General features: G+C 70.8%; 25 protein-coding genes. 13 read left to right on the plus strand and 12 right to left on the minus strand.

Annotation, left to right across the window (positions count from 1 at the left end):
- Positions 1 to 118 precede the first annotated feature (118 nt).
- On the plus strand, positions 119 to 1681 hold the full coding sequence (locus R0232_RS26495) for a M20/M25/M40 family metallo-hydrolase (protein WP_431510021.1): 1563 nt from the start codon (positions 119 to 121) through the stop codon (positions 1679 to 1681).
- A gap of 15 nt (positions 1682 to 1696) precedes the next feature.
- Here the strand turns inward: R0232_RS26495 and R0232_RS26500 are convergent, their stop codons facing one another.
- Entirely contained in the window at positions 1697 to 2560 is an 864-nt protein-coding gene (locus R0232_RS26500; RefSeq protein ID WP_431510022.1) for a symmetrical bis(5'-nucleosyl)-tetraphosphatase, read from the minus strand.
- Positions 2561 to 2583: 23 nt separating this feature from the next.
- Here R0232_RS26500 and R0232_RS26505 point away from each other — a divergent pair, with 23 nt between their 5' ends.
- The 11 genes from R0232_RS26505 (at position 2584) to R0232_RS26555 (ending at position 12749) form a co-directional block, all read left to right on the plus strand.
- Positions 2584 to 3900, plus strand: coding sequence for a hemolysin family protein (locus R0232_RS26505; protein WP_431510023.1), 1317 nt, complete (start codon positions 2584 to 2586; stop codon positions 3898 to 3900).
- An 18-nt stretch (positions 3901 to 3918) separates the two neighbouring features.
- On the plus strand, positions 3919 to 4902 hold the full coding sequence (locus R0232_RS26510; RefSeq protein ID WP_431510024.1) for a protein kinase family protein: 984 nt from the start codon (positions 3919 to 3921) through the stop codon (positions 4900 to 4902).
- Between the two features lie 39 nt (positions 4903 to 4941).
- On the plus strand, positions 4942 to 5919 hold the full coding sequence (locus tag R0232_RS26515; RefSeq protein ID WP_296783291.1) for a VWA domain-containing protein: 978 nt from the start codon (positions 4942 to 4944) through the stop codon (positions 5917 to 5919).
- Positions 5920 to 5935: 16 nt separating this feature from the next.
- The gene (locus R0232_RS26520) at positions 5936 to 7261 is read left to right on the plus strand and encodes an adenylosuccinate synthetase (protein ID WP_431510025.1); all 1326 of its coding nucleotides are present in this window, start codon (positions 5936 to 5938) and stop codon (positions 7259 to 7261) included.
- Positions 7258 to 7905, plus strand: coding sequence for a class I SAM-dependent methyltransferase (locus R0232_RS26525; RefSeq protein ID WP_431510026.1), 648 nt, complete (start codon positions 7258 to 7260; stop codon positions 7903 to 7905). Before R0232_RS26520 ends, R0232_RS26525 begins: the two co-directional genes overlap by 4 nt.
- Positions 7906 to 8028: 123 nt before the next feature.
- The gene (gene dctP, locus R0232_RS26530) at positions 8029 to 9030 is read left to right on the plus strand and encodes a TRAP transporter substrate-binding protein DctP (RefSeq protein WP_208510985.1); all 1002 of its coding nucleotides are present in this window, start codon (positions 8029 to 8031) and stop codon (positions 9028 to 9030) included.
- Positions 9031 to 9157: 127 nt separating this feature from the next.
- Positions 9158 to 9898: a TerC family protein gene (locus R0232_RS26535; RefSeq protein WP_209544237.1), complete on the plus strand. Its 741-nt coding sequence runs from the start codon at positions 9158 to 9160 to the stop codon at positions 9896 to 9898.
- 76 nt (positions 9899 to 9974) lie between these two features.
- Complete coding sequence (locus tag R0232_RS26540; protein ID WP_431510027.1) at positions 9975 to 10535, plus strand: carbonate dehydratase; 561 nt, start codon at positions 9975 to 9977, stop codon at positions 10533 to 10535.
- A 161-nt stretch (positions 10536 to 10696) separates the two neighbouring features.
- Entirely contained in the window at positions 10697 to 11113 is a 417-nt protein-coding gene (locus tag R0232_RS26545; protein WP_431510028.1) for a sel1 repeat family protein, read from the plus strand.
- Positions 11097 to 11303: a hypothetical protein gene (locus R0232_RS26550; protein WP_057591944.1), complete on the plus strand. Its 207-nt coding sequence runs from the start codon at positions 11097 to 11099 to the stop codon at positions 11301 to 11303. The genes R0232_RS26545 and R0232_RS26550 overlap by 17 nt, the downstream gene beginning before the upstream one ends.
- A 57-nt stretch (positions 11304 to 11360) precedes the next feature.
- Complete coding sequence (locus R0232_RS26555; RefSeq protein ID WP_431510029.1) at positions 11361 to 12749, plus strand: hypothetical protein; 1389 nt, start codon at positions 11361 to 11363, stop codon at positions 12747 to 12749.
- Between the two features lie 4 nt (positions 12750 to 12753).
- Here the strand turns inward: R0232_RS26555 and R0232_RS26560 are convergent, their stop codons facing one another.
- The 10 genes from R0232_RS26560 to R0232_RS26605 all read right to left on the minus strand — a co-directional run bounded on the left by R0232_RS26560 (position 12754) and on the right by R0232_RS26605 (position 23669).
- Complete coding sequence (locus tag R0232_RS26560; RefSeq protein WP_296783273.1) at positions 12754 to 13215, minus strand: GNAT family N-acetyltransferase; 462 nt, start codon at positions 13213 to 13215, stop codon at positions 12754 to 12756.
- 70 nt (positions 13216 to 13285) lie between these two features.
- Positions 13286 to 14266 carry a CobW family GTP-binding protein gene (locus R0232_RS26565; RefSeq protein WP_431510030.1) on the minus strand — a complete coding sequence of 327 codons (981 nt, stop codon included), beginning with the start codon at positions 14264 to 14266 and terminating at the stop codon, positions 13286 to 13288.
- Positions 14263 to 15924 carry an amidohydrolase gene (locus R0232_RS26570; protein WP_431510031.1) on the minus strand — a complete coding sequence of 554 codons (1662 nt, stop codon included), beginning with the start codon at positions 15922 to 15924 and terminating at the stop codon, positions 14263 to 14265. The genes R0232_RS26565 and R0232_RS26570 overlap by 4 nt, the downstream gene beginning before the upstream one ends.
- A 49-nt stretch (positions 15925 to 15973) precedes the next feature.
- The gene (locus tag R0232_RS26575; protein WP_296783267.1) at positions 15974 to 17008 is read right to left on the minus strand and encodes an ABC transporter ATP-binding protein; all 1035 of its coding nucleotides are present in this window, start codon (positions 17006 to 17008) and stop codon (positions 15974 to 15976) included.
- Positions 17005 to 18036: an ABC transporter ATP-binding protein gene (locus R0232_RS26580; protein WP_431510032.1), complete on the minus strand. Its 1032-nt coding sequence runs from the start codon at positions 18034 to 18036 to the stop codon at positions 17005 to 17007. The genes R0232_RS26575 and R0232_RS26580 overlap by 4 nt, the downstream gene beginning before the upstream one ends.
- 1 nt (position 18037) lies before the next feature.
- Entirely contained in the window at positions 18038 to 18958 is a 921-nt protein-coding gene (locus R0232_RS26585) for an ABC transporter permease (protein WP_431510033.1), read from the minus strand.
- A 29-nt stretch (positions 18959 to 18987) separates the two neighbouring features.
- On the minus strand, positions 18988 to 19962 hold the full coding sequence (locus R0232_RS26590) for an ABC transporter permease (RefSeq protein WP_431510034.1): 975 nt from the start codon (positions 19960 to 19962) through the stop codon (positions 18988 to 18990).
- 12 nt (positions 19963 to 19974) lie between these two features.
- Positions 19975 to 21576, minus strand: coding sequence for an ABC transporter substrate-binding protein (locus tag R0232_RS26595; protein ID WP_431510035.1), 1602 nt, complete (start codon positions 21574 to 21576; stop codon positions 19975 to 19977).
- A 211-nt stretch (positions 21577 to 21787) separates the two neighbouring features.
- Positions 21788 to 23239: an NAD(P)/FAD-dependent oxidoreductase gene (locus R0232_RS26600; RefSeq protein WP_431510036.1), complete on the minus strand. Its 1452-nt coding sequence runs from the start codon at positions 23237 to 23239 to the stop codon at positions 21788 to 21790.
- Positions 23240 to 23267: 28 nt separating this feature from the next.
- Positions 23268 to 23669 (minus strand): nuclear transport factor 2 family protein, encoded by a 402-nt coding sequence (locus R0232_RS26605; RefSeq protein ID WP_057591954.1) that lies wholly within the window; start codon positions 23667 to 23669, stop codon positions 23268 to 23270.
- 149 nt (positions 23670 to 23818) lie between these two features.
- Between R0232_RS26605 and R0232_RS26610 the strand changes: the two genes are divergently transcribed.
- Positions 23819 to 25357, plus strand: coding sequence for a PLP-dependent aminotransferase family protein (locus R0232_RS26610; protein ID WP_296783256.1), 1539 nt, complete (start codon positions 23819 to 23821; stop codon positions 25355 to 25357).
- 72 nt (positions 25358 to 25429) lie between these two features.
- On the opposite strand, the gene R0232_RS26615 is transcribed toward R0232_RS26610, so the two are convergent.
- Complete coding sequence (locus tag R0232_RS26615; protein ID WP_093340402.1) at positions 25430 to 26893, minus strand: DEAD/DEAH box helicase; 1464 nt, start codon at positions 26891 to 26893, stop codon at positions 25430 to 25432.
- Positions 26894 to 26940: the final 47 nt, after the last annotated feature.

Genomic DNA, 26940 nt, shown 5'->3' on the forward strand with positions numbered 1-26940 from the left:
ACGCAAAGATATCGCCAAAAAACGGCAATTGTTCAAAAGCGGGCGGCTGCCTAAGCTGCACGGTGGCCGACCCGGCCAGCCCCTTCCTCCTTCCCTCCCCCCACCGAACGATCCGCGCATGCACCTCCCGCTCCTCCACCCCCCCGCGCCCCGCCCACGGACCCTGCTCGCCCTGCTGGCCGCCGCCCTGATCGCCGGCACCGGCTTGGCCCAGGCGGCCGACCTGCCGCAGGCCGAGGCCGAACGCCACGCGCAGGCCAGCTACCGCGAGTACTTCGAGCTGCTCTCGCTGCCCAACGACGCGATCGTTCCCGAGGACATCCGCAAGAACGTGGACTGGCTCGCCAAGGCCTTCGAGAAGCGCGGCTTCGCGACGCGGCAGCTCGACAACGACGGCAAGCCGATGCTCTACGCCGAGCTGCCGGGGCGCGACGCGGCGCGCAAGACCGTGCTGTTCTACATGCACCTCGACGGCCAGCCGGTGATTCCCGCGCAGTGGGCGCAGAAGAGCCCGTGGACGCCGGTGCTCAAGCGCCGCGCGGCCGACGGCGGCTGGGAGGAGATCGATGCCGCGCCGCTGTTCGACGGCCCGGTCGATCCCGAGTGGCGCGTGTTCGGCCGCGCCTCGGCCGACGACAAGGGCCCGATCATGATGATGCTGGCCGCGATCGACGCGCTGAAGGCGGTCGGCGGCACGCCCGCGGTCAACGTCAAGGTGATCCTCGACAGCGAGGAGGAGAAGGGCTCGCCCTCGATCGCCAAGGTGATGCAGGCGCACCGCGAACTGCTGGCCTGCGACGCCATCGTGATCCACGACGGCCCGATGCACGCCACCAACCGGCCCACGCTGGTGTTCGGCAACCGCGGCGCGGCCGAGGCCCGGCTCACGGTCTACGGCGCCAAGGTGCCGCTGCACAGCGGCCACTACGGCAACTACGCGCCCAACCCGGCGCAACGGCTCGCGAGCCTCTTGGCTTCGATGAAGAACGAGCAGGGCCGCGTGACGGTGGCCGGCTACTACGACCGGGTGCGCATCAGCGCGGCCGACCGCCAGGTCATGGCGGCGGTGCCCGACGACGAGACCGCGCTGCGCCGCCGTCTGGGCATCGCGCGCACCGACAAGGTGGGCGCCAACTACCAGGAGGCGATGCAGTACCCCTCGCTCAACGTGCGCGGCATGGCCTCGGCGGCGGTCGGCGACAAGGTCGCGAACATCGTGCCCGACCGCGCGGTGGCCGAGCTCGACCTGCGCACCACGCCCGATTCCGACGCCGCCTACCTGGGCGCGCTGATCGAGAAGCACATCCTCAGGCAGGGCTACCACCTGGTGAAGGGCGCGCCCAGCGACGAGGACCGCGCGCGCTACGACAAGCTCGCGACCTTCAGCTACCAGAGCGAGGGCGCCGACGCGGCCGGCGCGCCGATCGATTCGGCGATCGGGCGCTGGGCCTACAAGTCGCTGACCGACAGCTTCGGCGCCACGCCGGCGCCGGTGCGCATCCGCATGATGGGCGGCACGGTGCCGACCGCGGAGATCGTCAAGGTGCTGCAGGTGCCGTTCGCGATCATCCCGCTGGTGAATGCCGACAACAACCAGCATGCGGCCAACGAGAACCTGCGGCTGGGCAACTACGTGAGCGGCGTGCGCACCATCTACAGCCTGATGACGCACCCGCTCTGAACGAACGGGGGGCTCTCAGCCTCCCTTGCCGGGCTTCTGCGCCTGCTCGCACTTCACCTGGATGCGCTCGCGCTCGTCGAGCGTGGCGCCGATGCGCACCGCGCTGAGGCAGCCGCCCCAGACGCAGCCGGTGTCGGTCGACAGCAGGTCGGGCCGCGACACCCAGCCCAGCGTGGACCAGTGGCCGAAGGCGACCGTGGCTTCGGCCGTGCGCCGGCCCGGCACGTCGAACCAGGGCATGTAGCCCGCGGGCGCGTCGGCCGCGCCGTCGGTGGTCTCGAACTCCATCGTGCCGTCGGCGGTGCACAGCCGCAGCCGCGTGAGCGCGTTGACGATCACGCGCAGCCGGTCGCTGCCCTCGAGCGTGTCGCTCCAGCGATCGGGCTGGTTGCCGTACATGGTGGCGAGGAAGGCGCCGAGGTTCGGGCCGCGCAGCACCGCCTCGAGCTCGCCCGCGTGGGCGCGCACGTCGGCCACGCTCCATTGCGGCAGCACGCCCGCGTGCACCATCAGCAGGTCGCGCGCGGCCGCGCCCGAGCCGATGCGCCGGTGCAGCGCCATGTGCTGGTGGCGCAGCCAGTCGAGCATCGCCTCGCGGTCGGGCGCGGCCAGCAGCTCGGCCACCGTGTCCTTGCGGCCGGACTTGCGCACGCCGTGCGCCACGCCCAGCAGATGCAGGTCGTGGTTGCCCAGCACGCTGAGCGCCGCGCCGCCCAGGCGCTGCGCGCGCCGCAGCACCTGGGCCGATTCGGGACCGCGGTTGACCAGGTCGCCGAGCAGCACCACGGTGTCGCGGCTGGGGGAAAAAGCGAGCTCGTCGAGGAGCCGGCCGAGAGCGCTGTCGCAGCCCTGGATGTCGCCAATCAAGTAAAGTGCCATCTCCTCATTCTCTCCCCCCGTACATGGATGTCTTCCTGCTGGCCTTGCTGACCACGCTCAACGCGTTGTTCGCAATGTCCGAAATGGCCCTTTCCACCAGCCGCCGCGCGCGCCTCGCGGCATTGGTCGAAACCGGGGATACGGGCGCCGCCGCGGCGCTCAAGCTGATGGAGTCGCCGACCCAGTTCCTCTCGACGGTGCAGATCGGCATCACCTCGATCGGCATGCTGAGCGGCATCGTGGGCGAGGCCGCCTTCGCGGCGCCGCTGGCGGTATGGATGGAACAGGTCGGCATGGGCGCGGGCACCGCCAGCGTGGTGTCGACCGCGGTGGTCGTCACCTGCATCACCTTCTTCACGATCATCTTCGGCGAGCTGGTGCCCAAGCGCATCGGCCAGCTCTACCCCGAGCCGGTGGCGCGCTGGGTCTCGCGCCCGATGCACGGCCTGGCCAAGGCCGCCAAGCCCTTCGTCTGGCTGCTCGCGGGCGCCACCGCCACCATGCTGAAGCTGCTTCGCATCGATGCCAACGCGGCCCGCTCGGTGACCGAGGAAGAAATCTCGGCCAGCCTCGAGGAAGGCGTGGACGCCGGCGTGATCGAGCAGCACGAGCACCAGATGGTGCGCAACGTGTTCCACCTCGACGACCGGCGCCTGTCCTCGCTGATGATCCCGCGCGCCGACATCGAATGGCTCGAGGCCTCGTTCAGCGTGGCCGAGGCGCTGCAGAAGGTGGCGGCCGCGGGCGCGCTCAATCTGGTGCATTCCTGGTACCCGGTGTGCCGCAACTCGCTCGACGACGTGGTCGGCGTGATCAGCGTGGCGCACCTGCTGCGCCTGGGCCCGGCCCACGTGGGCTCGCTGGGCCAGGAGGCCACGGCCGCGGTGTTCGTGCCCGAGACGCTGACCGGCATGGAGCTGCTCGAGCAGTTCCGCGCGCGCGCCGGCCGGCTGGTGTTCGTGGTCGACGAGTACGGCGTGGTGCAGGGCCTGATGACCCCGCGCGACCTGCTCGAGGCCATCACCGGCGAACTGCAGCCCGGCATGCAGACCGACGCCTGGGCCCACGAGCAGCCCGACGGCACCTGGGAACTCGACGGCCTGATGCCGGTGTCGGAACTGCGCGCCCGCCTGGGCATCCGCGAGCTGCCCGACGAGGAACGCGGCCGCTACAACACGGTGGCCGGCCTGCTGATGTCGGTGTCGGGCCACCTGCCGTCGGTGGGCGAGCATATCGATTGCGCCGGCTGGTGCTTCGAGGTGACCGCGCTCGAGGGCCGCCGCATCGACCGCGTGCGCGCCTCGCGCGATCCCTCGCTGCCGAGCGGCAGCGACGACTGAGGCCGCGAGGGCGCGCCGATGCTGTCGCTGCTCGCGCTCAGTTGCCCCCAGTGCTCGGCGCCGCTGCCGCGCGCGGCGCGCTGGCGCACCGTCACCTGCAGCTACTGCGGCGCGACCATCTCGCGTGGCGAGGAAACGGTCGAGCGCGCGAGCTTCCGCGCCGCGTTGCAACGCGCGAATGCACAAGGCGCCGATGGCGCGCGCGTGCTGCGCTGGCGCGGCGCGCGCTACTGCGTGCTGGCGCCACTGGCCACCGGCGAGCACAGCGAGGTGCTGCTGGCCGAACGGCTCGGCGCCCTGCCCGAGCGCGTGACCTTCAAGCTCGCGCGCGACAAGGACGGCGCCGAGGCGCTGGCACGCGAGCATGCCGCGCTGCAGGCCCTGCAGTCGCTCTCCATGCCGGGCGCCGCCTATTTCACGCGCCGGCTGCCGCAGCCCGTGGGCCTGGGCGCGACCGGCGCCGAGGATGGATCGGAAGGCGGATCGGAAGGCGGCCGCCAGGCGCTGGTGCTGCGCCATCCGACCGGCTACTGGGGCAGCCTGCTCGACGTGCAGCGCGCCAACCCGCAGGGCATCGATGCGCGCCACGCGGTCTGGCTCTGGCGCCGCATGCTCGAGGTGCTGGCCTTCGTGCACGACGCGGGCTGGACGCATGGCGACCTCTCGCCCGCCCATGCGCTGGTGCATCCGCGCGACCATGGCGTGCTGCTGATCGGCTGGTCACGCGCGCGGCACGACCTGGCACGGGCCGCGGACGACCTCGCGCAGAGCGCCTGGGCGGTGCGTGCCGTGCTGCATGGCCACGAGGGACTCGGCGAACCGGGCACCGGCGCCGCCACGCCCCCGCCGCTGGCCGCGCTGCTGCGCCGCTGCAGCGAGGACCCCGGCGAATGCCGCCGCCTCGGCGCGCGCGGCATCGAGCAGGCGCTGTCGGCGGCCTCGCGCGAGGCCTTCGGCGCGCCCCGGTTCATTGCTTTCGATCCCGCACCGCACGGCGGCTGACGGCTTTTTCTTCTTCTCTCTTCACGACGAGGAACATCCATGGGTTACGGAAACTATTCGCACGCCGCCCACGCGGCCCTGGTCGCGGACCGCGCCGCCAAGTCGGGCGCCGAGGTCTTCACCCAGACCGCCACCCATCCGCTGATGGACCCGCGCGGCCTCAAGGTGCGCGAGGCGCGCGACAACGCCGACCATCCGAACTCGCTGGGCATCGTGTTCGCGCTCGACGTCACGGGCTCGATGGGCGACATCCCGCAGACGCTGGCGCGCCGCGAGCTGCCGACCTTCATGAAGCTGCTGACCGACTGCGGCGTGGCCGATCCGCAGCTGATGTTCATGGCGATCGGCGATGCCACCTCCGACCGCGCGCCGCTGCAGGTGGGCCAGTTCGAATCGACCGCCAACCTGATGGACCAGTGGCTCACCTGGAGCTACCTCGAGGGCGGCGGCGGCGGCACCGGCGAGGAGAGCTACGAGCTGGCCTTCTACGTGATCGCCCAGCACACCGACATGGACTGCTGGGTCAAGCGCAAGAAGCGCGGCTACCTGTTCGTGACCGGCGACGAGCTGCCCTACCCGGCCGTCTCGCGCCACCAGATCGAGGGCCTGGTCGGCGAGAAGCTCGACGAGGACATCCCGATCGAGGAGGCCATCGCGGCCGCGGCCGAGACCTGCCACCTGTTCTTCCTGATCCCCGACGCGCAGCGCCGCCGCCGCTGCGAGCCGCGCTGGCGCGAGCTGCTCGGCGACCACGTGATCTGCATGGACTCGCCCGACGACGCGTGCGCGGTGGCCGCGGGCATCGTCGCGCTGACCGAGAAGGCCGTGCCCAGCCTCGACGAGCTCGGCCGCGTGATGGCCGCGACCGGCAGCGTCGACAAGGCGCGCATCAACGGCGTGCTGCATGCGCTCGACGGCTATGCCGCGCTGCTCGATCCGAACAAGCCGCGCCACGCGCCGCCGAGCGCCGCCGCGTCGGCGCCGCGCTCGTCGTGGTGGAAGCGCCTGTTCGGCTGACCCCACCGCGCGTGCCGTGAGCACCGGCGCCACGCGCTATCTCTCGCTGCTGGGCCTGGGCTTCGGCGACTGCGGCAAGGGCCTCTACACCGATCACTTCTGCGCCGCGCTGCGCGCCCACACCGTGGTGCGCTTCAACGGCGGCGCGCAGGCCGGCCACAACGTGGTGCGGGCCGACGGGCGCCATCACACCTTCTCGCAGTTCGGCGCCGGCAGCTTCGAGCCCGGCGTCGCCACGCTGCTCGCGAGCGCGGTGGTGGTGCATCCCACGGCACTGCTCGTCGAGGCCGCCGTGCTGCGCGACAAGGGCGTGCCCGACGCGCTCGCGCGCCTGCGCATCGATGCGCGCTGCCGCGTGACCACGCCCTTCCACCAGGCCGCGGGCCGGCTGCGCGAATGGGCGCGCGGCGACGCGGCCCATGGCAGCTGCGGCGTGGGCGTGGGCGAGACCGTGCGCCAGGCACTGGCCGCGCCCGGCCTCGCGCTGCGCTATGGCGACCTGCTGCGGCCGGCGCTCGCGTTCGAGAAGCTCGAGGCGCTGCGCCTCGCATTGCTGCGCGAATTCACGCCGCGACCCGATCCCGATTGGCAGCGCGAACAGGCGCTGCTGGCCGATGCCAGCCTGTCGCAGCGCTGGCTCGCGGCCATCGAACCCTGTTTGCGCGCCGCGCCGCCCACGGGCATCGAAGCCATCGCCGAGCAACTGGCGCGGCCCGGCGCCGTGGTGTTCGAGGGCGCGCAGGGCGTGCTGCTCGACGAATGGCGCGGCTTCCATCCGCACACGAGCTGGAGCACGGTCTCGACCGCCGCGGTCGAGGCCGTGCTGCGCGACGCCGGCCTGGGCGCGCCGCCCATGCGGCACCTGGGCGTGCTGCGCAGCTACCTCACGCGCCATGGCGCCGGGCCGCTGCCCACGCACGATCCCGCGCTGGCCGCGCGGCTGCCCGAGCCGCACAACGCCGACGCCGGTTGGCAGGGCGCCTTCCGCCGCGGGCATCCCGATGCCGTGCTGCTGCGCTATGCGATCGCCGCGGCCGGACCGCTCGACGGCCTGGTCGCAAGCCATCTCGATGCGATCGGGCATGCGGGCCTGCGCTGGTGCGAGGGCTACCGCGATGCGGATGGGGAAACCATCGCGCAGCTGGCCCTGGGGCCCAAAGCGGACCTCGACCATCAGCAGCGCCTGACGCGCCTGCTCGAACGCGTGCGGCCGATCTACTCGGAGGCCGGCGTCGCGAACACGCGCGACTGGCTCGAACGCGTGGAGGCCGCCAGCGGCCTGCGCGTGCAATGGGGCTCCCACGGGCCCACGCGCGACACCCTCGAGGCGCTGCGACCATGAGCACGGCCGACGACACCCGCTTCTGGGACCGCGGCGCACGCAAGTACGCGCGCGGCGCGGTCGCGGACCCGGCCGGCTACGAGCGCACGCTGGACCGCACGCGCGGCCTGCTGCGGCCGGACCACGGCGTGCTCGAACTGGGCTGCGGCACCGGCAGCACCGCGCTGCGGCTCGCCGGTGGCGTGCGGCGCTATCTCGCGACCGACATCTCCACCGAGATGATCGCGATCGCGCAGGAGAAGCTGGCCGCCCAACCCGTTGCGGCCCTCGCGCTGCGCACCGCGACCGTGGACGACCTCGCGGCCGGCGCCGAGCGCTTCGACGCGGTGCTGGGCTTCAACTACCTGCACCTGGTGCGCGACCTGCCCGGCACGCTGCGCGGCATCCACGCGCTGCTGGCAAGCGATGGCCTGTTCGTGTCCAAGACGCCCTGCCTCGGCGACATGCCGGTGCTGCTGCGCCTGCTCCTGCTGCCCGCGATCCGCGCGGCCCGCGCACTCGGCAAGGCACCGCATGTGTCCGTCTTCGACACGGCGCAGCTGAGCCGGCGGATCGAGGCGGCGGGCTTCGAGCTCCTCGCCACCGAGCGCCATGGATCGAAGCGCGGCGACCCGCGCGCCTTCATCGTGGCGCGCAGGCGCTAGGGCCGCCAACGCCCATCGGCCGAAACGGCGGCCGCACGAGGCCGGACAAATCCCTATCGCGCCCGCGCGCGCGATGCCTACCATGCGGCACCGGGCCGATGCCCCGCACCGCTGGGAGACACCATGACGATTTCGACGCCGCGGCAGCGCGCCCGTGGCTGGCTGTTGGCACTCGCTTGCGCCGCGCTCGGCACGGGCGTGGCGCCCGCCCATGCGCAGGTGCTGCAGCTCAAGTGGGGCCATGTCTACGAGGCCTCGAGCATCTTCCACCAGCAGGCCGAACTCGCGGCGCGCAAGATCGCCGAGCAGTCCGAGGGAAAGATCAGGATCGAGGTGGTGCCCGCCTCGAAGCTCGGGCAGGAGGGCGACTACCCGTTGATGCTGGCCAACGACTCGGTGCAGATCGCCTATGTCACGGCCGCCACGCTGGCCGAGGGCTATGCGCCGCTGCGCCTGGGCAGCTATCCCTTCGCCTTCAAGGACCTCGACCACGTGCGCAAGTACCTCGCGAGCCCGCTGCTGGGCCAGCTCATGAAGGGTTACGACGAGCGCAGCGGCAACCACCTGGTCGCTTCGGTCTACTACGGCGCGCGCCAGGTCACCTCGAACCGGCCGCTCGCGCGGCCCGAGGACTTCCGCGACCTGCGGCTGCACGTGCCCGATGCCTCGGCCTACCAGCTGTTCGCCACCGCGCTCGATGCCAAGCCGGTGACCCTGCCCTACGTCGGCCTCTATGACGCGCTGAAGAAGAACGAGGTCGAGGCGCAGGAATATCCGCTGAGCACGGTGAAGGCCAAGAAGCTCTACGAGGTGCAGAAGTACGTGCAGCTCACGGCCCATGTCTACGACACGCTGGGCATCGTGATCGGCAAGGCCGCCTGGGCCAAGCTCTCGGCGCCGCAGCAGGCGATGGTCGAGAAGGTGCTGGTCGACGGCGCGAAGTGGACCAATGTGGGCGTGATCGCCGGCGAACTGGAAGACGAGCAGTTCCTGCGCGGCAAGGGCATGACGGTGTCGCAGGTCAACCGGCAGCCCTTCCTCGAGCGCATCGCGCGGCGTTCCACGCCCGAGCAGCTCGGCGCGCGGCCCGGCGACTGGGCGAAGCTGCAGGCGCTCGCGAACTGATCGTTCGTTTCCTGTTGGCGAACCGGCCGCGCTGCTGCACACTGGCGAGCGGCATGCGCCCTGATCGCATTGCCGGGAGCACACCGTGGAATTCCTCCTGGACCCGAATGTCTGGATCGCCTTCGCGATGCTGACCGCCCTCGAGATCGTCCTGGGCATCGACAACATCATCTTCATCTCGATCCTGGTCGGCCGGCTGCCGCCCGAGCAGCGCGACAAGGCGCGACGCCTCGGTCTCGGCTTCGCCATGATCTCGCGGCTGCTGCTGCTGCTCTCGCTGAGCTGGGTGATGGGCCTCACGGCCGACCTGTTCCACGTCTTCGGCCAGGGCATCAGCGGGCGCGACATCGTGCTGCTGCTGGGCGGCCTGTTCCTGCTCTACAAGGCCTCGCACGAGATCTTCCTCGAGGTCGAGGCCGGCGAGGAGCACGGCCCCGATGCCGACGAGGACGGCGGCGCGCGCAAGGCCGCGTTCTGGAGCGTGATCGGCCAGATCGGCATCATCGACATCGTGTTCTCGCTCGACTCGGTCATCACCGCCGTCGGCATGGTCGACCAGATCGCCGTGATGATGGCCGCGGTGATCGCCTCGGTCGGCGTGATGCTGGTGGCCGCCAAGCCGATCGGCGACTTCGTCGACAAGCACCCCTCGGTCAAGGTGCTGGCGCTGGCCTTCCTCGTGATGGTGGGCATGGTGCTCACGGCCGAAGCCTTCGACAAACACGTGCCCAAGGGCTACATCTACGCGGCGATGGCCTTCTCGCTCGCGGTCGAGGCGCTGAACATCCGCGCGCGCGGCAAGCGCACCGCGGCGCGGGCGCTGAAGGCGCAGGCCAGGGCGAACGCGAAGGCGGGCGAGGCGCCCTGAGCGTCGGCCGTCACTAACGCATCACTGTGGCATTATTGGATCGACCCCAGTTCATCGACCAGCGACGAGACTCCCCATGATCCGCAAGAACCCGCGCGGCGACCTGCCGCAGATCCACCCGAGCGCCTTCGTCGACCCGACCGCGATCCTCTGCGGCCTGGTCGTGGTGGAGGAGAACGTGTTCATCGGTCCCTATGCCGTGATCCGCGCCGACGAGACCGACGCGAACGGCCACATCGATCCGATCGTCATCGGCGCGCACTCGAACATCCAGGACGGCGTGGTGATCCATTCCAAGTCGGGCGCGCCGGTCACGATCGGCGAGCGCACCTCGATCGCGCACCGCGCCATCGTCCACGGGCCGTGCCGGGTGGGCCGCGGCGTGTTCATCGGCTTCAACAGCGTGCTGTTCAACTGCGTCGTCGGCGACGGCAGCGTGGTGCGCTACAACGCGGTGGTCGACGGCTGCGAGCTGCCGCCGAACTTCTACGTGCGCTCCACCGAGCGCATCGGGCCCGAGACCGCCCTGGACGGACGACCGACCGTCTCGGTCGATGCGAGCGAGTTCTCGGAGGACGTGGTGCGCACCAACAACGCGCTGGTGCAGGGCTACAAGAACATCCAGAACGAGTTCTAGGCTAGGGCCTGTTCACACTATCCAAGGGGTCCCCTTGCATAGTGTGAACAGGCCCTGGTGCCCTCAGCCTGCGCCATAGGCCGGCTGCGGAAATTCCAGTTCGACGCGCCGGCACGCGCGCGGGAAGATCGTGGCCACCGAACGCCACGAAGGAGCCCGCGATGCACCTCTCCCCGCCATTCCCCCACCGCGCCCTGCGCGCGATGCTCCTCGCGGCCGCGTTCGCCGCGGCCGGCGGCGCCTCGGCGCGCGACACGGCCGTGGCGGTCACGCCCGAGCAGCGCTTCCAGCTCGCGCTCGAGGCCCAGTCCGCACGCGATTACCGTTCGATGATGTCGCTGCTGCGCGAGGCCGGCGCGTCGGGCCATCGCGAGGCGCAGGAGATGCTCGGCGTGGTGCTGCTGGCCGGGCCGCTGCTGTACGGCAACGGCGTGCCCGCCGACCGCTGCGAGGCCCGCCACTGGGCGCGCGAGGCGGCGCGCCAGGGCAGCGAGGTCGGCCAGCACCAGCTGCACCTGCTCAACCGCGCGCGCAACGCGCCCATGGGCAAGGAGGCCTGCGATGCGCAGCGTTCCTGAGTTCGCGCGCGGGCTGCTCGCGCGGCACGGCGCGCTGGGCCTGCTGCAGGCCTGGCGCATGCTGCTCGCGGCGGTCGCGGTGGCGGCCTTCGCGGCATCGGTCGATGCGGGCAGCGACGAGGCACCGGCCGCGACCTGCACGACCGGCGATTGCGTCCGGGCCGCGGCCTGCGAGCATCCGTCGCGCTAGCGATCCGCGTCGAGGCACGGGGACGACAATGGGGCACGCCCCACTCGCCGCCCCCGCATGCCCTCCCCCACCACGATCCTCTCCGTCTTCGCCCACCGGCCGATCGACGGCCTGCTCGAGAACCACGCGGCCTATGCGGCGCGCTGGGGCTATGCGCACGAGGCCAGGGACAGCCTGCACGTGTTCGGCGACCGGCAGGCCGAGCTCTACAAGTACCACGCGATCTACGGCGCCTTGCTCGCGCTGGCCGACGGCGGGCTGCTGCTGGTGCTCGACGAGTTCTCGGTGGTCTACGGCCGGCAGAAGCTCGAGGACGTGGCACAGGGCCATGACTTCGTGGTCGTGTCGCAGGAGCCCGGCGCCAGCCTGCCCACATCGAGCGGGATGATCCTGCGCAACACCGCCGAGGTCCGCGAGCGGCTGCGGCTGCTGGTGTTCCATGTGTCGGTGAGCGTGGCGGGCGACCCGGACACGCTGGGCAAGTCCGCCGGCGAACACCTGGGCGAGGCCTTTGCCGTGCATCCGCTCGAGAACCGCCTGGCCAACGGCTACTACAGCAGCATCCAGGCCGTCTGGGACGGCGGCGGCCGCGTCGCCATCGACCAGTTGCCGAAGGTGGTGCCGCTGGTCGCGCATGCGGCGCCGCGCTGGGAACGCCAGCATGGCGTGTGGCTGCCGACCTATGGCTACGACTTCCGCTACGTCAGCGTGCTGCTCGAGCAGGCGCGCGCCTTCGAGGAGGAACGGCCGCTCGACCTGCCGGCGCAATGGGAGCAGGCCGCGCAGGAGGCACGGGGAGGCGAGCTGCACCTGAACCCGCAGGCGAAGATCGCCTTCGTCTCGTTCTACGACGCCAAGGTGGCGGGCTACGGCCGCATCCACGAAGACAACCTCGCACGCTACTGCCAGCGCCACGGCTATGGCCATCACCTCTACCGCGAGCTGCCGGCCTTCGTGCCGGCCGGCGTGCAGGCCAACTGGGCCAAGATGCACCTGGTGCGCGAGCATCTGGCGCAGCACGAGCAGCTGTTCTGGATCGATGCCGACATCCTCGCGATCAACCAGCGCCTGGGCGTGGAAGAGGTGCTCGGCGCGCGCGACTTCGTGATCGGCATGGACCACAGTGCCTGGCCCGCGAACTCGGGGCTGATGGGCTTCAGGCCCGGGCCGCGCATGCGGCAGTTCGTCGACCATGTCTGCGCGGCGATCGAGGCCGTGCTCGACAAGTCGAACGTCTACGCGGGCGGTGGCGACCAGGCCAGCGTGCTCGCGGGCATGCGCCGGTTCGGGTTGGAGAACGCCGAGCACGTGGTCGACGCGATCTCGCTCGCGCCGGCGCCGATCTACGCGACCCGCGACAGCCGCTTCGTGCACTTTCCGTCGCAGATCAATGCCTACCGGGCCGAGGCGATGCGGGCCTGGGACCGGTGGAGCCACGAACAGTGAAACGTCAGACGTTCTTCGCGAAGATGATGAAGCCCGTGCGGTCCGCGACCTTGTCGTAGAGCCGCTGCCCCGCGAGGTTGGTCTCGTGGGTCTGCCAGTAGACGCGCTTCACGCCGGCCTGCGCGGCGCGTTCGTACACGCCCTCGATCAGCCGCCGGCCCACGCCCTGGCCGCGCAGCGAGGGCAGCGTGAACAGGTCCTGCAGATAGCAGGTCGGCTCGATGCGCGTGGTGCTGCGGTGGAACAGGTAGTGCGTGAGGCCGACCAGCCGGCCCTCGTGCTCGGCCACGAGCGCATGCACGGGCTCGTAGGCATCGAAGAAGCGCTGCCAGGTGGCCTGCGTGATCGCGTCGGGCAAGGCCGTCGGGCCCTCGCGCTCGTAGAAGGCGTTGTAGCCGTCCCACAGCGGCTTCCAGTCGGCGTAGTCGTCGCGCGTGGGCGGGCGGATCACGAGGGTCGGGTTCATGGCGTGTGCAATGGCGCGGGTGCGCGTCGGGCGAAAAGCCCGCATTGCAACACGAACCGACGCGACGCGGCTAAGGATTCGCTGAAGCTGCCGTGGCCCCGAAGAAGGCCTCGAGCGCCCGCGTCGGCAACTGGCCGCGCAGACCGATCGCGACCACCGCGGCACCTTCGGCATCGAGCGGCGCGGTGGCCCGCCGCAGCATGCCGTGGCGGCCTGCGTACTGGACTTCGGACCAGGCCTCGCCGCCGCCCTCGGCCTCGATCTTCAGCAGGCCCTTGAGCCGCAGCACGCCGGGCGGCATCGCACGCATCCAGGCGCGCAAGGCCTCGGGCGCGAACACGGCCGCGGGCCGCGCGCTCCAGGTCGCGAACTGCGCGCCATGGTCGGCGTGGTGCGCGTGCTCGTGATCGTGGCCGCAGCCCGGCACATCGCAATGCGCATGCGGCCTGGCCTGGCCCTGCAGCCCCGAGGCCAGCGCGAGCGGCAGGTCCGACTGCGTGGTCGCGATTCGCGGCGTGCCCGGCACGGTCGCGTCGAGCCAGGCCGTGGCGGCCGCCAGCGCGGCATCGCCCGCGATGTCGGTCTTGTTGAGCACCACGAGGTCGGCCGACTTCACCTGCCGCGCGAGCGTGTCGGCCAGCAGCGGGTCGCGCGACTGCGCGGCGACCGCGCTCGCATCGACCAGCACCAGCACGGCCTGCAGGCTCAGCTCGGGTGCAGCCATGCCGATCTGCGCGATGCGCCAGGGGTCGGAGACACCGCTGGCCTCGATCACCACGGCGTCGAACGGCGGCTGGGCGTCGATCGTGCCCTGCAGCGCGCGCCCGAGGTCGTCGCCGATCTGGCAGCAGACGCAGCCGTTGGTGAGCGCGACGGTGTCGCCATGGCGCGCGGCGATCAGGCCGGCATCGATGTTGAGCGCGCCGAAGTCGTTGACCAGCACCGCCATGCGCAGGCCCTCGGCCTCGGCCAGCCAGCGGTTGAGCAGCGTGGTCTTGCCGGCGCCGAGGAAGCCGCCGACGACCGTGAGCGGCAGCCGCGCGGCGCTCATGCCTCGAACACGCGGCCCGACAGCACCGTGCCCCAGACGCGCAGGTCCTTGAGCCGCATCGGGTCGATGGCCAGCGGGTCTTCCTCGAGCACGCAGAAGTCGGCGCGCTTGCCGCATTCGATGCTGCCGATCTCGCCATCGAGCTTGAGGGTCCAGGCCGCGCCCAGCGTGATGGCGCGCAGTGCCTGCTCGACCGTGATGCGCTCGGCCGCGCCGAGCACGCGGCCCTTGGGCGTGACGCGGTTGACCGCGCACCAGGCGGTGAACAGCGGGCCCAGCGGCGTGACCGGCGCGTCGGAATGGATCGCCAGCGGCACGCCGGCGGCGAGCGCGCTGCCGCAGGCATCGAGCCGGTTGGCGCGGTCGGGGCCCATGGTCATCTCGTAGTGCTGGTCGCCCCAGTACCAGATGTGGTTGGCGAACAGGTTGGCGCACAGGCCCAGCGCGGCCATGCGGCGGAACAGCGGCGCGTCGATCATCTGGCCGTGCTGCAGCGTGTGGCGGTGGTCGGGGCGCGGCGCGCGCGCGAGCACGCGGCCGATGGCGTCGATCGCGACCTCGCTGGCCTCGTCGCCGTTGGTGTGGGTGTGGATGGTGAGGCCGGCGCGGTGGTAGGTCTCGAAATCGGTCTCGTACTGCGCGGGCGCGGTCACCCAGATGCCGTTGGGCGCGCCGTTGAAATGGCCGGGCCAGCGCAGCCGCGCCGAGAAGCCCTGGATCGAGCCGTCGAGCATCATCTTCACGAGGCCATAGCGCAGCCGGTCGGTGTTGCGTGGCATCAGCGCCTGTACATGCTCCGCGCCCTGCGCCGCGCCATGCGTGCCGTGGAAGGCCTGGAACGCGGGCAGGATGCGCACCGCGAAATCCTCGGCGCCGGTGGCGCGCTCGAGCACGCCGCAGTCTTCCTCGGTGAGCTTGTTGACCAGGTCGGTGGCGGTGGTCACGCCCTGCATGCAGGCCAGCCGCGCGAAGGAGCGCACGCCCGCCTCGGTCATCGGCGCCAGCAGGCCGGCATTGCCGATCCTGCGCAGCACCAGGAACATCGCGGCCGGTTCCTGCAGCTCGCCCGTGGGCTCGCCCGCGGCCGGCCCGGCGGCGAACTTGACCACGCCCTCGACCTCGTTGTCGCGCGTGATGTCGGCGATGCGCAGCATCGCGCTGTTGACGTTCATCAGGTGGCCGTTGGCATGGCCGATGACGATCGGCCGCGTGGCGCTCGCGCGGTCGACGTGTTCCACCGTCATGCGCTCGCCGCCGAAGTAGATCGGATCGAAGCCCCAGGCCACCAGCGGCTCGGACTCGGGCCGGCCCTCGGCCTGCATGCGCGCGGCGATCTCGGCCAGCCGCGCGACCACGGCCTCCATCGAGCGCAGGCCGCTCCAGACCTTGCCCTGCGGATCGCGCCGGTCGAACCAGCCGAGGTACGCCCAGTCCCACATGCTGCCTTCCTTGAGGTGGCAGTGGCCCTCGACCAGCCCCGGCATCAGCACCTTGGACGCGAAGCGCTCGTCGAGCGCGAAGTCGCCCCAGGCGCGCACGTCGTCGAGCGAGCCGACCGCGAGCACGCGCCCGTCGCGCACCGCGACATGAGTGGCCTCGGGCTGCATCGGGTTCATCGTGAGGATCTTGCGGGCGCTGTAGACGGTGGTGGCGGTCATGGATTCGGGAAGGAGGATGGACGGGGCGCGACGCGATGTTCGCGCGGATTCAATCGGCCTGCAGGCGCAGGGGCGGCAGCGGCAGGCCGTCGGCCAACCCGACGCGGCGGCAGCGCACCCAGTGGCCGGGCACCACCTCGCGCAGCGGCGGCGGCTCGGCCGCGCAGGCCGGCTCGGCCACCGGGCAGCGGCCGGCGAAGCGGCAGCCGTGCGGCGGATCGATCGGGCTCGGCGGATCGCCCGTGAGCTTGATGCGGCCGGCGGCGCGGCGCCGGCCGCCGCCCACGGTGGGCACGGCCGACATCAGCGCCACGCTGTAGGGATGCAGCGGCTGCGCGAAGAAGGCGCGCCGCGGCGCGCGCTCCACGATCTGGCCCAGGTACATCACGGCGATGTCGTCGCAGATGTGCTCGACCACCGCCATGTCGTGCGAGATGAACAGGTAGGTCAGGCCCAGTTCGCGCTGCAGCCGCGCGAGCAGGTTGAGGATCTGCGCGCGGATCGCGATGTCGAGCGCCGACACCGGCTCGTCGCAGACCACGAGCTCGGGATTGGTGGCGAGCGCGCGCGCGATATTGATGCGCTGTCGCTGGCCACCCGAGAACTGGTGCGGAAACAGCTGCTGCTGCTCGGGCCGCAAGCCCACGGCCTCGAACAGCTCGGCCACGCGGCGCGTGCGCTGCTCGGGCGTGCCCACCTGCATCAGGTCGAGCGGCGCGCGCACCGCGGCACCGGCGCGCTCGCGCGGGTTGAGCGAGGAGAACGGATCCTGGAAGATGATCTGCATGCGCGTGCGCGAACGGCGCAGCGCCTCGCCCTCGAGCGCGCCGAGGTCGGTGTCGCCGAGCCGGATGCGCCCGCCCGTCAGCGGCGACAGCCGCATAACGGCGAGCGCGGTGGTGGTCTTGCCCGAGCCCGATTCGCCGACCACCGCGAGCGTGCGGCCGCGGCGGATCTCAAAGGACACGCCGTCCACCGCCTTCACCACCTCGGGCTTGCGGCCCCAGCCGGCCCTGGCGCGCGGGAAGTGCACCTGCAGGTCGTCGACCGCGAGCAGCGTGTCCGCCGGTTCGATCAGGCTCATGCGACCTCCTCCGCCAGCGCCTCGGCATGCAGCCAGCAGGCCGCGCCATGCGACGCGCCGCCATCGCCATCGCCGGCCAGCGCGAACATCGGCGGCACCTCGTGCGCGCAGCGCGGCATGGCATGCCGGCAGCGCTCGCGGAAGGCGCAGCCGCTGCCCAGTTCCCAGATCGAAGGCACGACGCCGGGGATCTCGGCCAGGTCCTCGCGCGTGTCGTCGTCGAAGGCCGCGCTGCTGCCGAGCTCGGGCAGGCAGTCGATGAGGCCGCGCGTGTAGGGATGGCCGGGCGCGGACAGCACCTGGTCGGCGCTGCCCTGCTCGATCACGCGGCCCGCGTACATCACCATCACGCGGTCGGCCATCTCGGCCACCGCGCCCATGTCGTGCGTGATCAGCAGGATCGCCGTGCCCTTCTCGCGCTGCAACTCGCGCAGCAGGTCGAAGATCTGCGCCTGCACCGTCACGTCGAGCGCGGTGGTGGGTTCGTCGGCGATCAGGATGTCGGGCCGGCACGCCAGCGCCATCGCGATCATCACGCGCTGGCGCATGCCGCCCGAGAGCTGGTGCGGATACTCGTCCACGCGCCGCTCGGGCGCCGGGATGCCGACCTGGCGCAGCATCTCGATGGCGCGTTCGCGCGCGGCCCGCGCATCGAGGCCCGCATGCAGCCGCAGCGATTCGCCGATCTGGTCGCCCACGCTGAACACCGGGTTCAGCGAGGTCATCGGTTCCTGGAAGATCATCGAGATGCGGTTGCCGCGCACCTCGCGCATGCGGGCGTCGGTGGCGCGCACCAGGTCCTCGCCCTGGAACAGCACGCGTCCGTCGCGGATGCGCCCCGGCGGCGAGGGAATGAGCCGCAGCAGCGCGAGCGCGGTCATGCTCTTGCCGCAGCCCGACTCGCCGACCACGCACAGCGTCTCGCCGGCGCGCAGCTCGAAGTCCACGCCGTTGAGCACCAGCGCCTGGCCGCGGCGGGTCCGGAATTCGACGTGCAGGTCCTGCACGCGCAGCAGTGGCTCGCTCATCTCAGCGCTCCCTCAGCTTGGGGTTGAGGGCATCGTTGAGCCCGTCGCCGATCAGGCTGACCGCGAGCACGGTGACGAAGATCGCGGCGCCCGGGAAGGCCACGGCCCACCAGCACGACAGCACGTACTGGCGGCTCGAGCCGATCATCAGGCCCCAGCTCATCTGGTTGGGATCGCCCAGGCCGAGGAAGGACAGGCCGGCCTCGAACAGGATCGCGGCGCCGATCGCCAGCGTGGCCGACACCACCAGCGGCGGCAGCGCATTGGGCAGGATCACCTTCCAGATGATGCGGGCGTCGCGCGCGCCGATGGCGCGCTCGGCGCGCACGAACTCCAGCCCGCGGTACTTGAGGAACTCGGCGCGCGTGAGCCGCGCGGTGCCGGTCCAGCTCACGACACCGATGGCCAGCGTGACCGTGACCAGCGTGGGCGAGAACAGCGTCACCACCACCATCGCGAACAGCAGCGCGGGCAGCACCTGGAAGAACTCGGTGATCTTCATCAGCACCGCGTCGACCTTGCCGCCGTAGTAGCCGGCGAAGGCGCCGAGCGTGATGCCGATCAGCACCGACAGCAGCGCCGCCACCGCGCCCACCAGCAGGGTGGCGCGGCCGCCGTAGATCAGCGCGGTGAGCACGTCGCGCCCGAGGTAGTCGCTGCCGAGCCAGGCCTCCTCGCTGAACGGCGGCGTGAGCGGCGCGGCCTTGATCTCGAAGGGATCGGCCGGATAGAGCCAGGGCCCGGCGATCGCGACCGCGAGCACGATCAGCAGCAGCACCATGCCGGCGATGGCCGCGGGGTTGCGCAGGAACATGCGCGCGGCCTCGATGCCGGGGTGTTCGGCGCGCGGGCCGGCGGCGGCGCTCGTGCGCGCGGGGGCAGCCGGCTTCGCGGCGGGCGCCGGGTCTGGGTCGAGGGTCATCGTGGAGGTCGCATTCATCGGGGGAGGCGTCACGCGGTCTTGATGCGCGGATCGATCAGGCGGTAGCAGAGGTCCGTGAGCTGGTTCATCACCACCACCACGATGGAGGAGAACAGCAGCACGCCGAGGATGGTCGGGTAGTCGCGCCGCAGCACCGAGTCGAAGGCCAGGCGGCCGAGCCCCGGCCAGTTGAAGACGGTCTCGACCAGGATCGCGCCCGCGAGCACGTTGCCGAACTGCAGCCCGAGCACCGTCACCACCGGCAGCAACGCGTTGCGCAGCGCATGCTTGTAGAGCACCACGCGCTCGGCCAGGCCCTTGGCGCGCGCGGTGCGGATGAAGTCGGAGCCGAGCACGTCGAGCATCGACGAACGCGCGAGCCGGCTGTACTGCGCGAGGTAGACCAGGCTCAGCGTGATCGTGGGCAGCACCAGGTGGTGCGCGACGTCGAGCACGTCGGCCAGGCCGCCGCCGGTGGAATCGATGGAGCGCATGCCGGCCACCGGCAGGATCGGGAACACCGAGGCCAGCAGGATCACCAGCATGATGCCGATCCAGAACACCGGCGCCGCGAAGCCCACCAGCGACAGCACGGTGATGAACTGCGACAGCAGCCCGTTGGGCCGGCGCGAGGACAGCACGCCGAGCGCCGTGCCGACCACGAAGGCCAGCAGCACCGAACTCAGCACCAGCAGCAAGGTGGCGGGCACGCGCTCGGCGATCATCTGCGTGACCGGCAGGTTGAAGAAGTACGAATAGCCGAGGTCGCCGCGCAGCACCTTGCCGAGGTAGACGCCGAGCTGCACCGGCAGCGGCCGGTCGAGGCCGTACTGCGTGCGCAGCTCGGCCATGAGCTCGGCCGACATGCCGCCGCTGGCGCCCGCGATGGTCTCGACCGGATCGCCCGGTGCCGCGTGCACCAGCACGAAGTTCAGCACCACCACCGCGAGCACCAGGGCGAGGCCCTGCAGCAGGCGCGAGGCGGCGTAGCGAAGCATGCCCATGTGCGCCCTGCCTTACTTGATGTAGACCTCGTCGAGCGGCGACAGCGGCCCCCAGATGGTGGTGGGCACGTTGCCGACCTTCTTGCTGGTGATCGTGTGGTAGGGCACCTGGTTGATGAACTCGATCGGCAGCTCGTCGGTCACGATCTTCTGGAAGGTGGCGTAGTAGGCCTTGCGCTGCGTCGGGTCGGTCAAGCCGCCGGCGGTGTTGAGCAGCTCGTCGACCTTCGGATTGGCATAGGACTGGGTGTTGGTCCAGACGATGGGCTTGATGTTGGTCGACAGGTAGGTGCGGTGCACGCCGATGATCGGATCGCCCCAGTTGAAGACCGCGTCCATCGACATGTCGAAGTCGTGCGTGGCCAGGCGCTTGGCCCAGGCCGGGAAGTCGGCCGAGGCGCGCACCTCCACCGTGATGCCCACCTTCTTGAGCTGGCCGCGCACGTACTCGGCCACATTCTTCTGCTGGTCGTCGCCGCCGGGCAGGTAGTCGATGGTGAGCTTGAAGCGCTCGCCGTTGGCGCCGGCCTTGTAGCCCGCGGCATCGAGCATCTCGCCGGCCTTCTTGAGGTCGAGCGGATAGCGCACCAGGTCGTTGACCGCGAACGGGCTGCTGGCCACCAGCGGGCCGTCGGACACGGTGGCGAAGCCGCCCATCAGCGCCTTGGTGATGAAGTTCTTGTCGATCGAGTGCGCGATGGCCTTGCGCACCTGCAGGTCGGACAGCGGCTTCTTCGCGGTGTTGAAGGCCAGCCAGTTGAGCGGGCCGATGCCGTCGTAGCCCTTGGGCGTGAGCGACACACGCGGATCGTTGGCGAAGCGCTTGAGGTCGGTGGGCAGGGTCGCGAAGGGCAGCATCTGGATATCGCCGCGCTCCACGCCGAGCACCAGGCTCGCCATGTCGGGCGTGATGCTCACGATGACCTTGTCGAGATAGGGCTTGTTGGGCAGGAAGAACTTGTCGAAGCGCTCCATCACGATGCGCTGCGAGGGCTTGAACTCGGTGACGCGGAACGGGCCCGAGCCGACCACGTCGGTGCTGTTGCGCGGATGGTTCTTGAGGTCGGTGCCGTCGCCGTAGATGTGCTTGGGCAGGATCGGGCACAGCGCGGGCGACATCGCGAGCACGATCGCCGGATGCGGCGCGCTCATGCGGATGATGGCGGTGTAGGGATCGGGCGTGTCGACCTTCTCGACCGGGCCCAGCATGGTGGTGAAGGGATGGTTGGCCTTGATGGCCATGATCGAGAACGCGACGTCGGCCGAGGTGATGGGCTTGCCGTCGTGGAACACCGCGTTCTTGCGCAGGTTGAGCGTGAGCGACTTCGCGTCGTCGGCGAGCTTCCACGATTCGGCCAGGTAGGGCTGCGGGTTCCACTTGTCGTCGAAGCGCAGCGGGCTCGCGAAGATCTGTGCCGAGGGCAATGCGGTGGCGATGCCCGACTGCACGGCGCCGTTGAGGTGGCGCGGCGTCTGCGTGCTGCCGATCACCAGCGTGCCGCCACGCTTGGGTTCTTGCGCGGTGGCCGGCAGGGAGCACAGCGCGAGCGCGGCCAGCGAGGCCGCCGACAACAGGGTGACACGGCGCGTGAAGCGGGAAAGCGGAAACGGCATGCGGGACCTCTGGATGGCTACTCGAAGAAGAAGCGGCGCGCGGTGCGGCGCCGACGAGATCGACGATAGGCCCGCGAGCAGGTGCCACGAAGAGCCACGTGGCACCGATCCACAGGGCCAGACGCTGCGGGTTTGCCCCGTTGTGCGGCGTGCGATGCGCCGTTTGCGGGAAGGCGCACCGGATGCGGGAGCGCGATGGTGCCGGCGCGCGCTACTTCTCGTCCTTGAGCCAGTACCACTTGTAGAGCATGCGCTGGCCCATGCGGCGGAACGGCGCGAAGGCCTGCGACTCGACCAGGCCCATCACGTTGGGGAAGGGCAGCGGCGAGTCGTAGATCGGCAGCTCGAACACCTCGCGGCCCGCGTCGCGGCCCGCGATGCGCTCGGCCAGGCGCTTGCCGGCCCAGGTCGAGAACGAGACGCCATTGCCGCCATAGCCCACCGCGTACCAGATCTTCTTCGACGCATCGGGCTGCGTGATGCGCGGCATCATGTCGTGGCTCATGTCGACCCAGCCCCACCACGAGTGGTCGATGCGGATGTTGGCGAGCGGCGGGAACTTGCGCGCGATCGCGTCGGTGAGCAGCTTCAGGTGCACCGGTGCCTCGGCATCGGCGCCGCTGACCGAGCTGCGGCTGCCGATCTGCAGCCGGTTGCCCTCGAGCAGCCGGTAGTAGAAGCGCAGCGTGCGCGTGTCGGTGAGGAAGGTCCTGGAGCGGAAGTTGGTGGCCTTCAACTCGGCCTCGGTGAGCTCGCGCGTGACCACCGAGTTCGAGAGGATCGGCATCACGCGGTTCTTCAACAGCGGGCTCAGTGCCTGGCCCGTGTAGCCGCCGGTGCACACCGCCACGCGGCGCGCGCGCACCGTGCCGCCGGGCGTGCGCAGGTGGTGCACGCCGTCGATGGTCTGCCAGCCCTGCACCGGGCTCGAGGTGTGGACCTTCACACCGAGCGCGCGTGCGCGCCGCAACAGGCCGAAGGTGAACTTCAGCGGATGGATGCCCACGCCCTCGGCCTCGAACATCGCGCCCACGGTCTCGCGCTCGTCGCAGTAGTCGCTGCGCACTTCCTCGGCGCTCATCATGCGCGTGGCATAGCCGAAGGTGTCGCGCATCAGCGCGGCCTCGGCGGCGAGCATCGGCAGCTTCTCGCGGCGGTGCGCGAGGTAGAGGTGGCCGCCGTCGAAGGCATCGCAGTCGATCTGCTGCGTGAGCGCCTTGAAGTTCTCGAAGCCCGCGCGGATCTCGGCGTCGAGCTTCTTCGCGGTATCGAGGCCCCAGCGCGCGATCCACTGCGAGCGCTTGAGGCGGCCGCTGGCGTTCTGGCCCTGGCCGCCGCTGCGGCTCGAGCAGCCCCAGGCGGCCTGGTTGGCCTCGAGCACGGTGGCGCGGATGCCGTGCTCCTGCGCGAGATAGAGCGCGGTCGACATGCCGGTGGCGCCCGAGCCCACGATCGCCACGTCGACGTCGATGTCCTGCACCAGCGGGCCGTCGTCCTCGGGCGGCGTGCCCGCGCTCGCGACCCACCAGGTGGGCGCATAGGCGCGGCCGGCGCCGGGGTCGGGCGCGAGCAGCGGGTCGTAGCGCGGGTCGTAGGGCCGCGAGGGCGTGGCGGGCACGGCCTCGGGGGCGGTGAAGGATGTGGCGGTGCCGGTCATCGTCATGGGCGCTCCGAAGAAGGCGTGGCGCGGACTACTTCGCCGCGGGCAGGTTCGGGCGTGCCTTGCGGAACACGTTCTTGAGCTGGATCTTCCCGTCCTTGAAGGTGAAGACGTCGATGCCGTCGGTCTCGATGCGGCTGCCGTCGGCGGCGGTGCCGGTGAAGGTCCACTGCGAGGTGCCGAAGTCGCCGTGCACGAAGTGCACGCCGTCGATCCACTGCGCGTCGGGCACGGCCTGCCAGGCGGCCGCGAAGGCCTTGCGCACGGCCTCGGTGCCCGTGTGGCGGGTGCCGCAGGCATCGGGGCCGGCGGCGGTCTGGAACACGCAGTCGTCGCTCATGAAGCTCATCAGCGCATCGATGTCGTGGCGGTTCCAGGCCGCGCTGAAGGCGGCAAGGGTGTCGGTGGTGACGGGCGGGAAGGAAGAGGACATGGCGCTCGGATGAAAGTCTTTGGGGAATGAATGGAGCCGAGGGTAGGCAGCGGGCGGGGTGCGCGATAGGGCCAGATGCGGGGATTCGACCGAGCCAGAGCGCACGGACATGCGCGCCGGCGAAGGGCCTGCCCTAAACTGCGGCGACCATGGCGAGCCATCCCCGAGCCACCCAGTGGGCACAGCTCTTCGCGCTGCCCGACCAGCCCGCGCTGCCGCTGCAGGCGCGGCTGCGCGCCGCGGTGGTGCAGGCCATCCTCGAGGACCACCTGAGCGCGGGCGCCTCGCTGCCCTCCTCGCGCGAGCTCGCGGTGCTGCTGGGGCTGAGCCGCAACACCGTGACCTCGGCCTACCTGCAGCTGATCGACGAAGGCTTTCTCGAGGCGCGTCCGCGCAGCGGCGTGTTCGTGGCGCGCAATGCGCGCCCGCCCGCGGCGGCACCGGCCGAACCGCTGGTGGGACGCAGCGGGCAGTCGGGCCAGCCGCCCGACTGGTCGGCGCGCGTGCTGCGCTCGCTGGTGGACCAGCCCACGCTGTCCAAGCCCGAGCGCTGGCGCGACTATCCCTATCCCTTCGTCTACGGCCAGCACGACCCGCTGCTGTTTCCGACCGAGGACTTTCGCGAGTGCTGCGCGCGCAGCCTGGCGCGCTCGCAGCTACAGCACTGGACGCCCGACTTCGAGACCGACGACGTGCCCGACCTGATCGAGCAGATCCGCACGCGCCTGCTGCCCAAGCGCGGCGTGTTCGCGCTCAAGGAGGAGATCATCGTCACGCTCGGCGCGCAGCATGCCTACTACCTGCTGGCCGACACGCTGTTCGACACCCACACGCGCGTGGGCCTCGAGGAGCCCGGCCATCCGCATGCGCGCAACAGCTTCTCGCTGCGCCAGCCCAAGTGGGTGGAGGTGGCGGTGGATGAAGACGGACTGGTGGTCGATGCGCTGCCTGCGGCCGACTACCTGTTCGTCACGCCCTCGCACCAGAGCCCGACCACCGCCACGCTGAGCCTGGAGCGCCGCCAGTGGCTGCTGCGCAAGGCCGAGCTGCAGGACTTCGTGATCATCGAGGACGACTACGAGGCCGAGAACCTCTACGAGGGCACGCCGATGCCGGCGCTCAAGAGCCTGGACAAGACCGGGCGCGTGATCTACGTGGGCTCGGTGTCGAAGAGCCTGTCGCCCGCGCTGCGGCTGGGCTTCATCGTGGCGCCGCGCGCGCTGATCAAGGAGCTGCGCGCCATCCGCCATGCGATGGTGCGGCATCCGAGCGCGTTCCTGCAGCATGCCTATGCGCTGTTCCTCTCGCTGGGCCATCACGAGTCGCATGCGCGGCGTGTGAATCACGCGATGCAGGAACGGCTCGCGCTGGCGGCGCAGGCGCTGCGCGACCACCTGCCCGATTTCGAGTTCAGGCTGCCGCAGGGCGGCGCGTCGCTGTGGGTGCGCGCGCCGGCCTGGGTCGACGCGGGCGAGCTGTCGCTGATGGCGCGCAGCCACGGCGTGCTGATCGAGGCCGGCGACGTGTTCTTCGCGAAGCCGCCCTACCCATGCCCCTTCTTCAGGCTGCGGCTGTCGTCGATACCGGCGGCGCAGATCTCGGCCGGCATTCGCGCGCTGGGGCTGGCGGTGGAAGAGCTCGCGGCCGCGCGCGGCGAGCGGCGCCCGGCGGGCGGGCGCACGCACTGAAGAAGCTGAAAAAGCGCCCATGAAAAAGGCCGCGACATGCGCGGCCTCGTTGCTGGGCGATCAAAGAACCGATCAGCTCGGCTCGGGCGTCTTGAACAGCGCCGCGATCTTGCGCTTGCTCTTGATGTTGCTCGACACGCCGGTGCGCGCGGGCGCCTTGGCCGCGGCTTCCCAGGCCGGTGCGGCCTCGCTGTTGCCGGCCTCGTAGGGCTGGTCGAAGAAGGGATCGCGCGGCGCCGAGGGCGCGCGGTGCGGGCGTCCGCCGCCGCGCCGCGCATCGCTGCCGTAGCCGCGTTCGCGCGGCTGGTCGAGCACGTCGCGCGCGTCGCCGGCCTCGCCCTCTTCGCGCCAGTGGCGGCGGCCGTCGTTGATGCGGCCGCGCGGGCGGTCTTCCTCGAACTCGACCGGCTCGAGCTCGATCTTCTTCTTGATCAGCTTCTCGATGTCGGCCACCAGGCGCGCGTCGTTGCCGCCGCTCGCGAAGCTCACGGCCAGGCCCGAGGCGCCGGCACGGCCCGTGCGGCCGATGCGGTGCACGTAGTCCTCGGCGTTGAACGGGATGTCGAAGTTGAAGACCGCGGGCACGTCCTTGATGTCGAGGCCGCGGGCCGCGACGTCGGTGCACACCAGCAGGTCGACCTCGCCGGCCTTGAACGCGGCGAGCGCCTTCAGGCGTTCGTCCTGGCTCTTGTCGCCATGCAGCGCCGAGGTGCGCAGGCCGTCGCGCTCGAGCGTGCGCGCGAGCCGCGCGCAGCCCAGCTTGCTGTTGACGAACACGAAGGCCTGGGTGATGCCGCGCTGGCGCACGATCTGCTTGAGCGCGCGGCGCTTGTCGTCGTCGGACACGCTGTAGAAGTGCTGCTCGACGGTGGAGGCGGTCTCGTTGGGACGCGCCACCTCGATGGTCACCGGGTTCTGCAGGTAGCTGCCGGCCAGGCGCTTGATCTCGGGCGAGAAGGTGGCCGAGAACAGCAGCGTGGTGCGCTGCTTGGGCAGGTAGCTGAGGATGCGCTGCAGGTCGGGCAGGAAGCCGATGTCGAGCATGCGGTCGGCCTCGTCGAGCACCACGTACTCGACCTGGTTGAGCACCGCGTTCTTGGCCTCGATGTGATCGAGCAGCCGGCCCGGCGTGGCCACCAGCACCTCGACGCCCTTCTTCAACTCCAGCGTCTGCGGCTTCATGTCGATGCCGCCGAACACCACCGTGCTGCGCAGGTTGGTGTACTTGGCATAGAGCTTGATCTGCTGCGCCACCTGGTCGGCGAGTTCGCGCGTGGGCAGCAGCACGAGGGCCCGCACCGGATGCCGCGCGGGCGAGGTGGAGGCGTTCTCGTGCTTGAGCATGCGCTGCAGCAGGGGCAGCGAGAACGCCGCGGTCTTGCCGGTGCCGGTCTGCGCTGCGCCCATCACGTCCTGGCCCGAAAGCACGACCGGAATGGCCTGCTCCTGGATCGGCGTCATGGTCTCGTAGCCCATTTCGGCCACGGCACGCGCCAGCGGAGCCGCCAGCGATAAGTTGGAGAAGGAACTTGTCATTGAGCCCGCTATTGTCGCACTGCCGCAAAAAACGGCAGTGACCGCGC

Source organism: Variovorax sp. DAIF25, from assembly GCF_050711835.1.
Taxonomy (GTDB): domain Bacteria; phylum Pseudomonadota; class Gammaproteobacteria; order Burkholderiales; family Burkholderiaceae_C; genus Variovorax.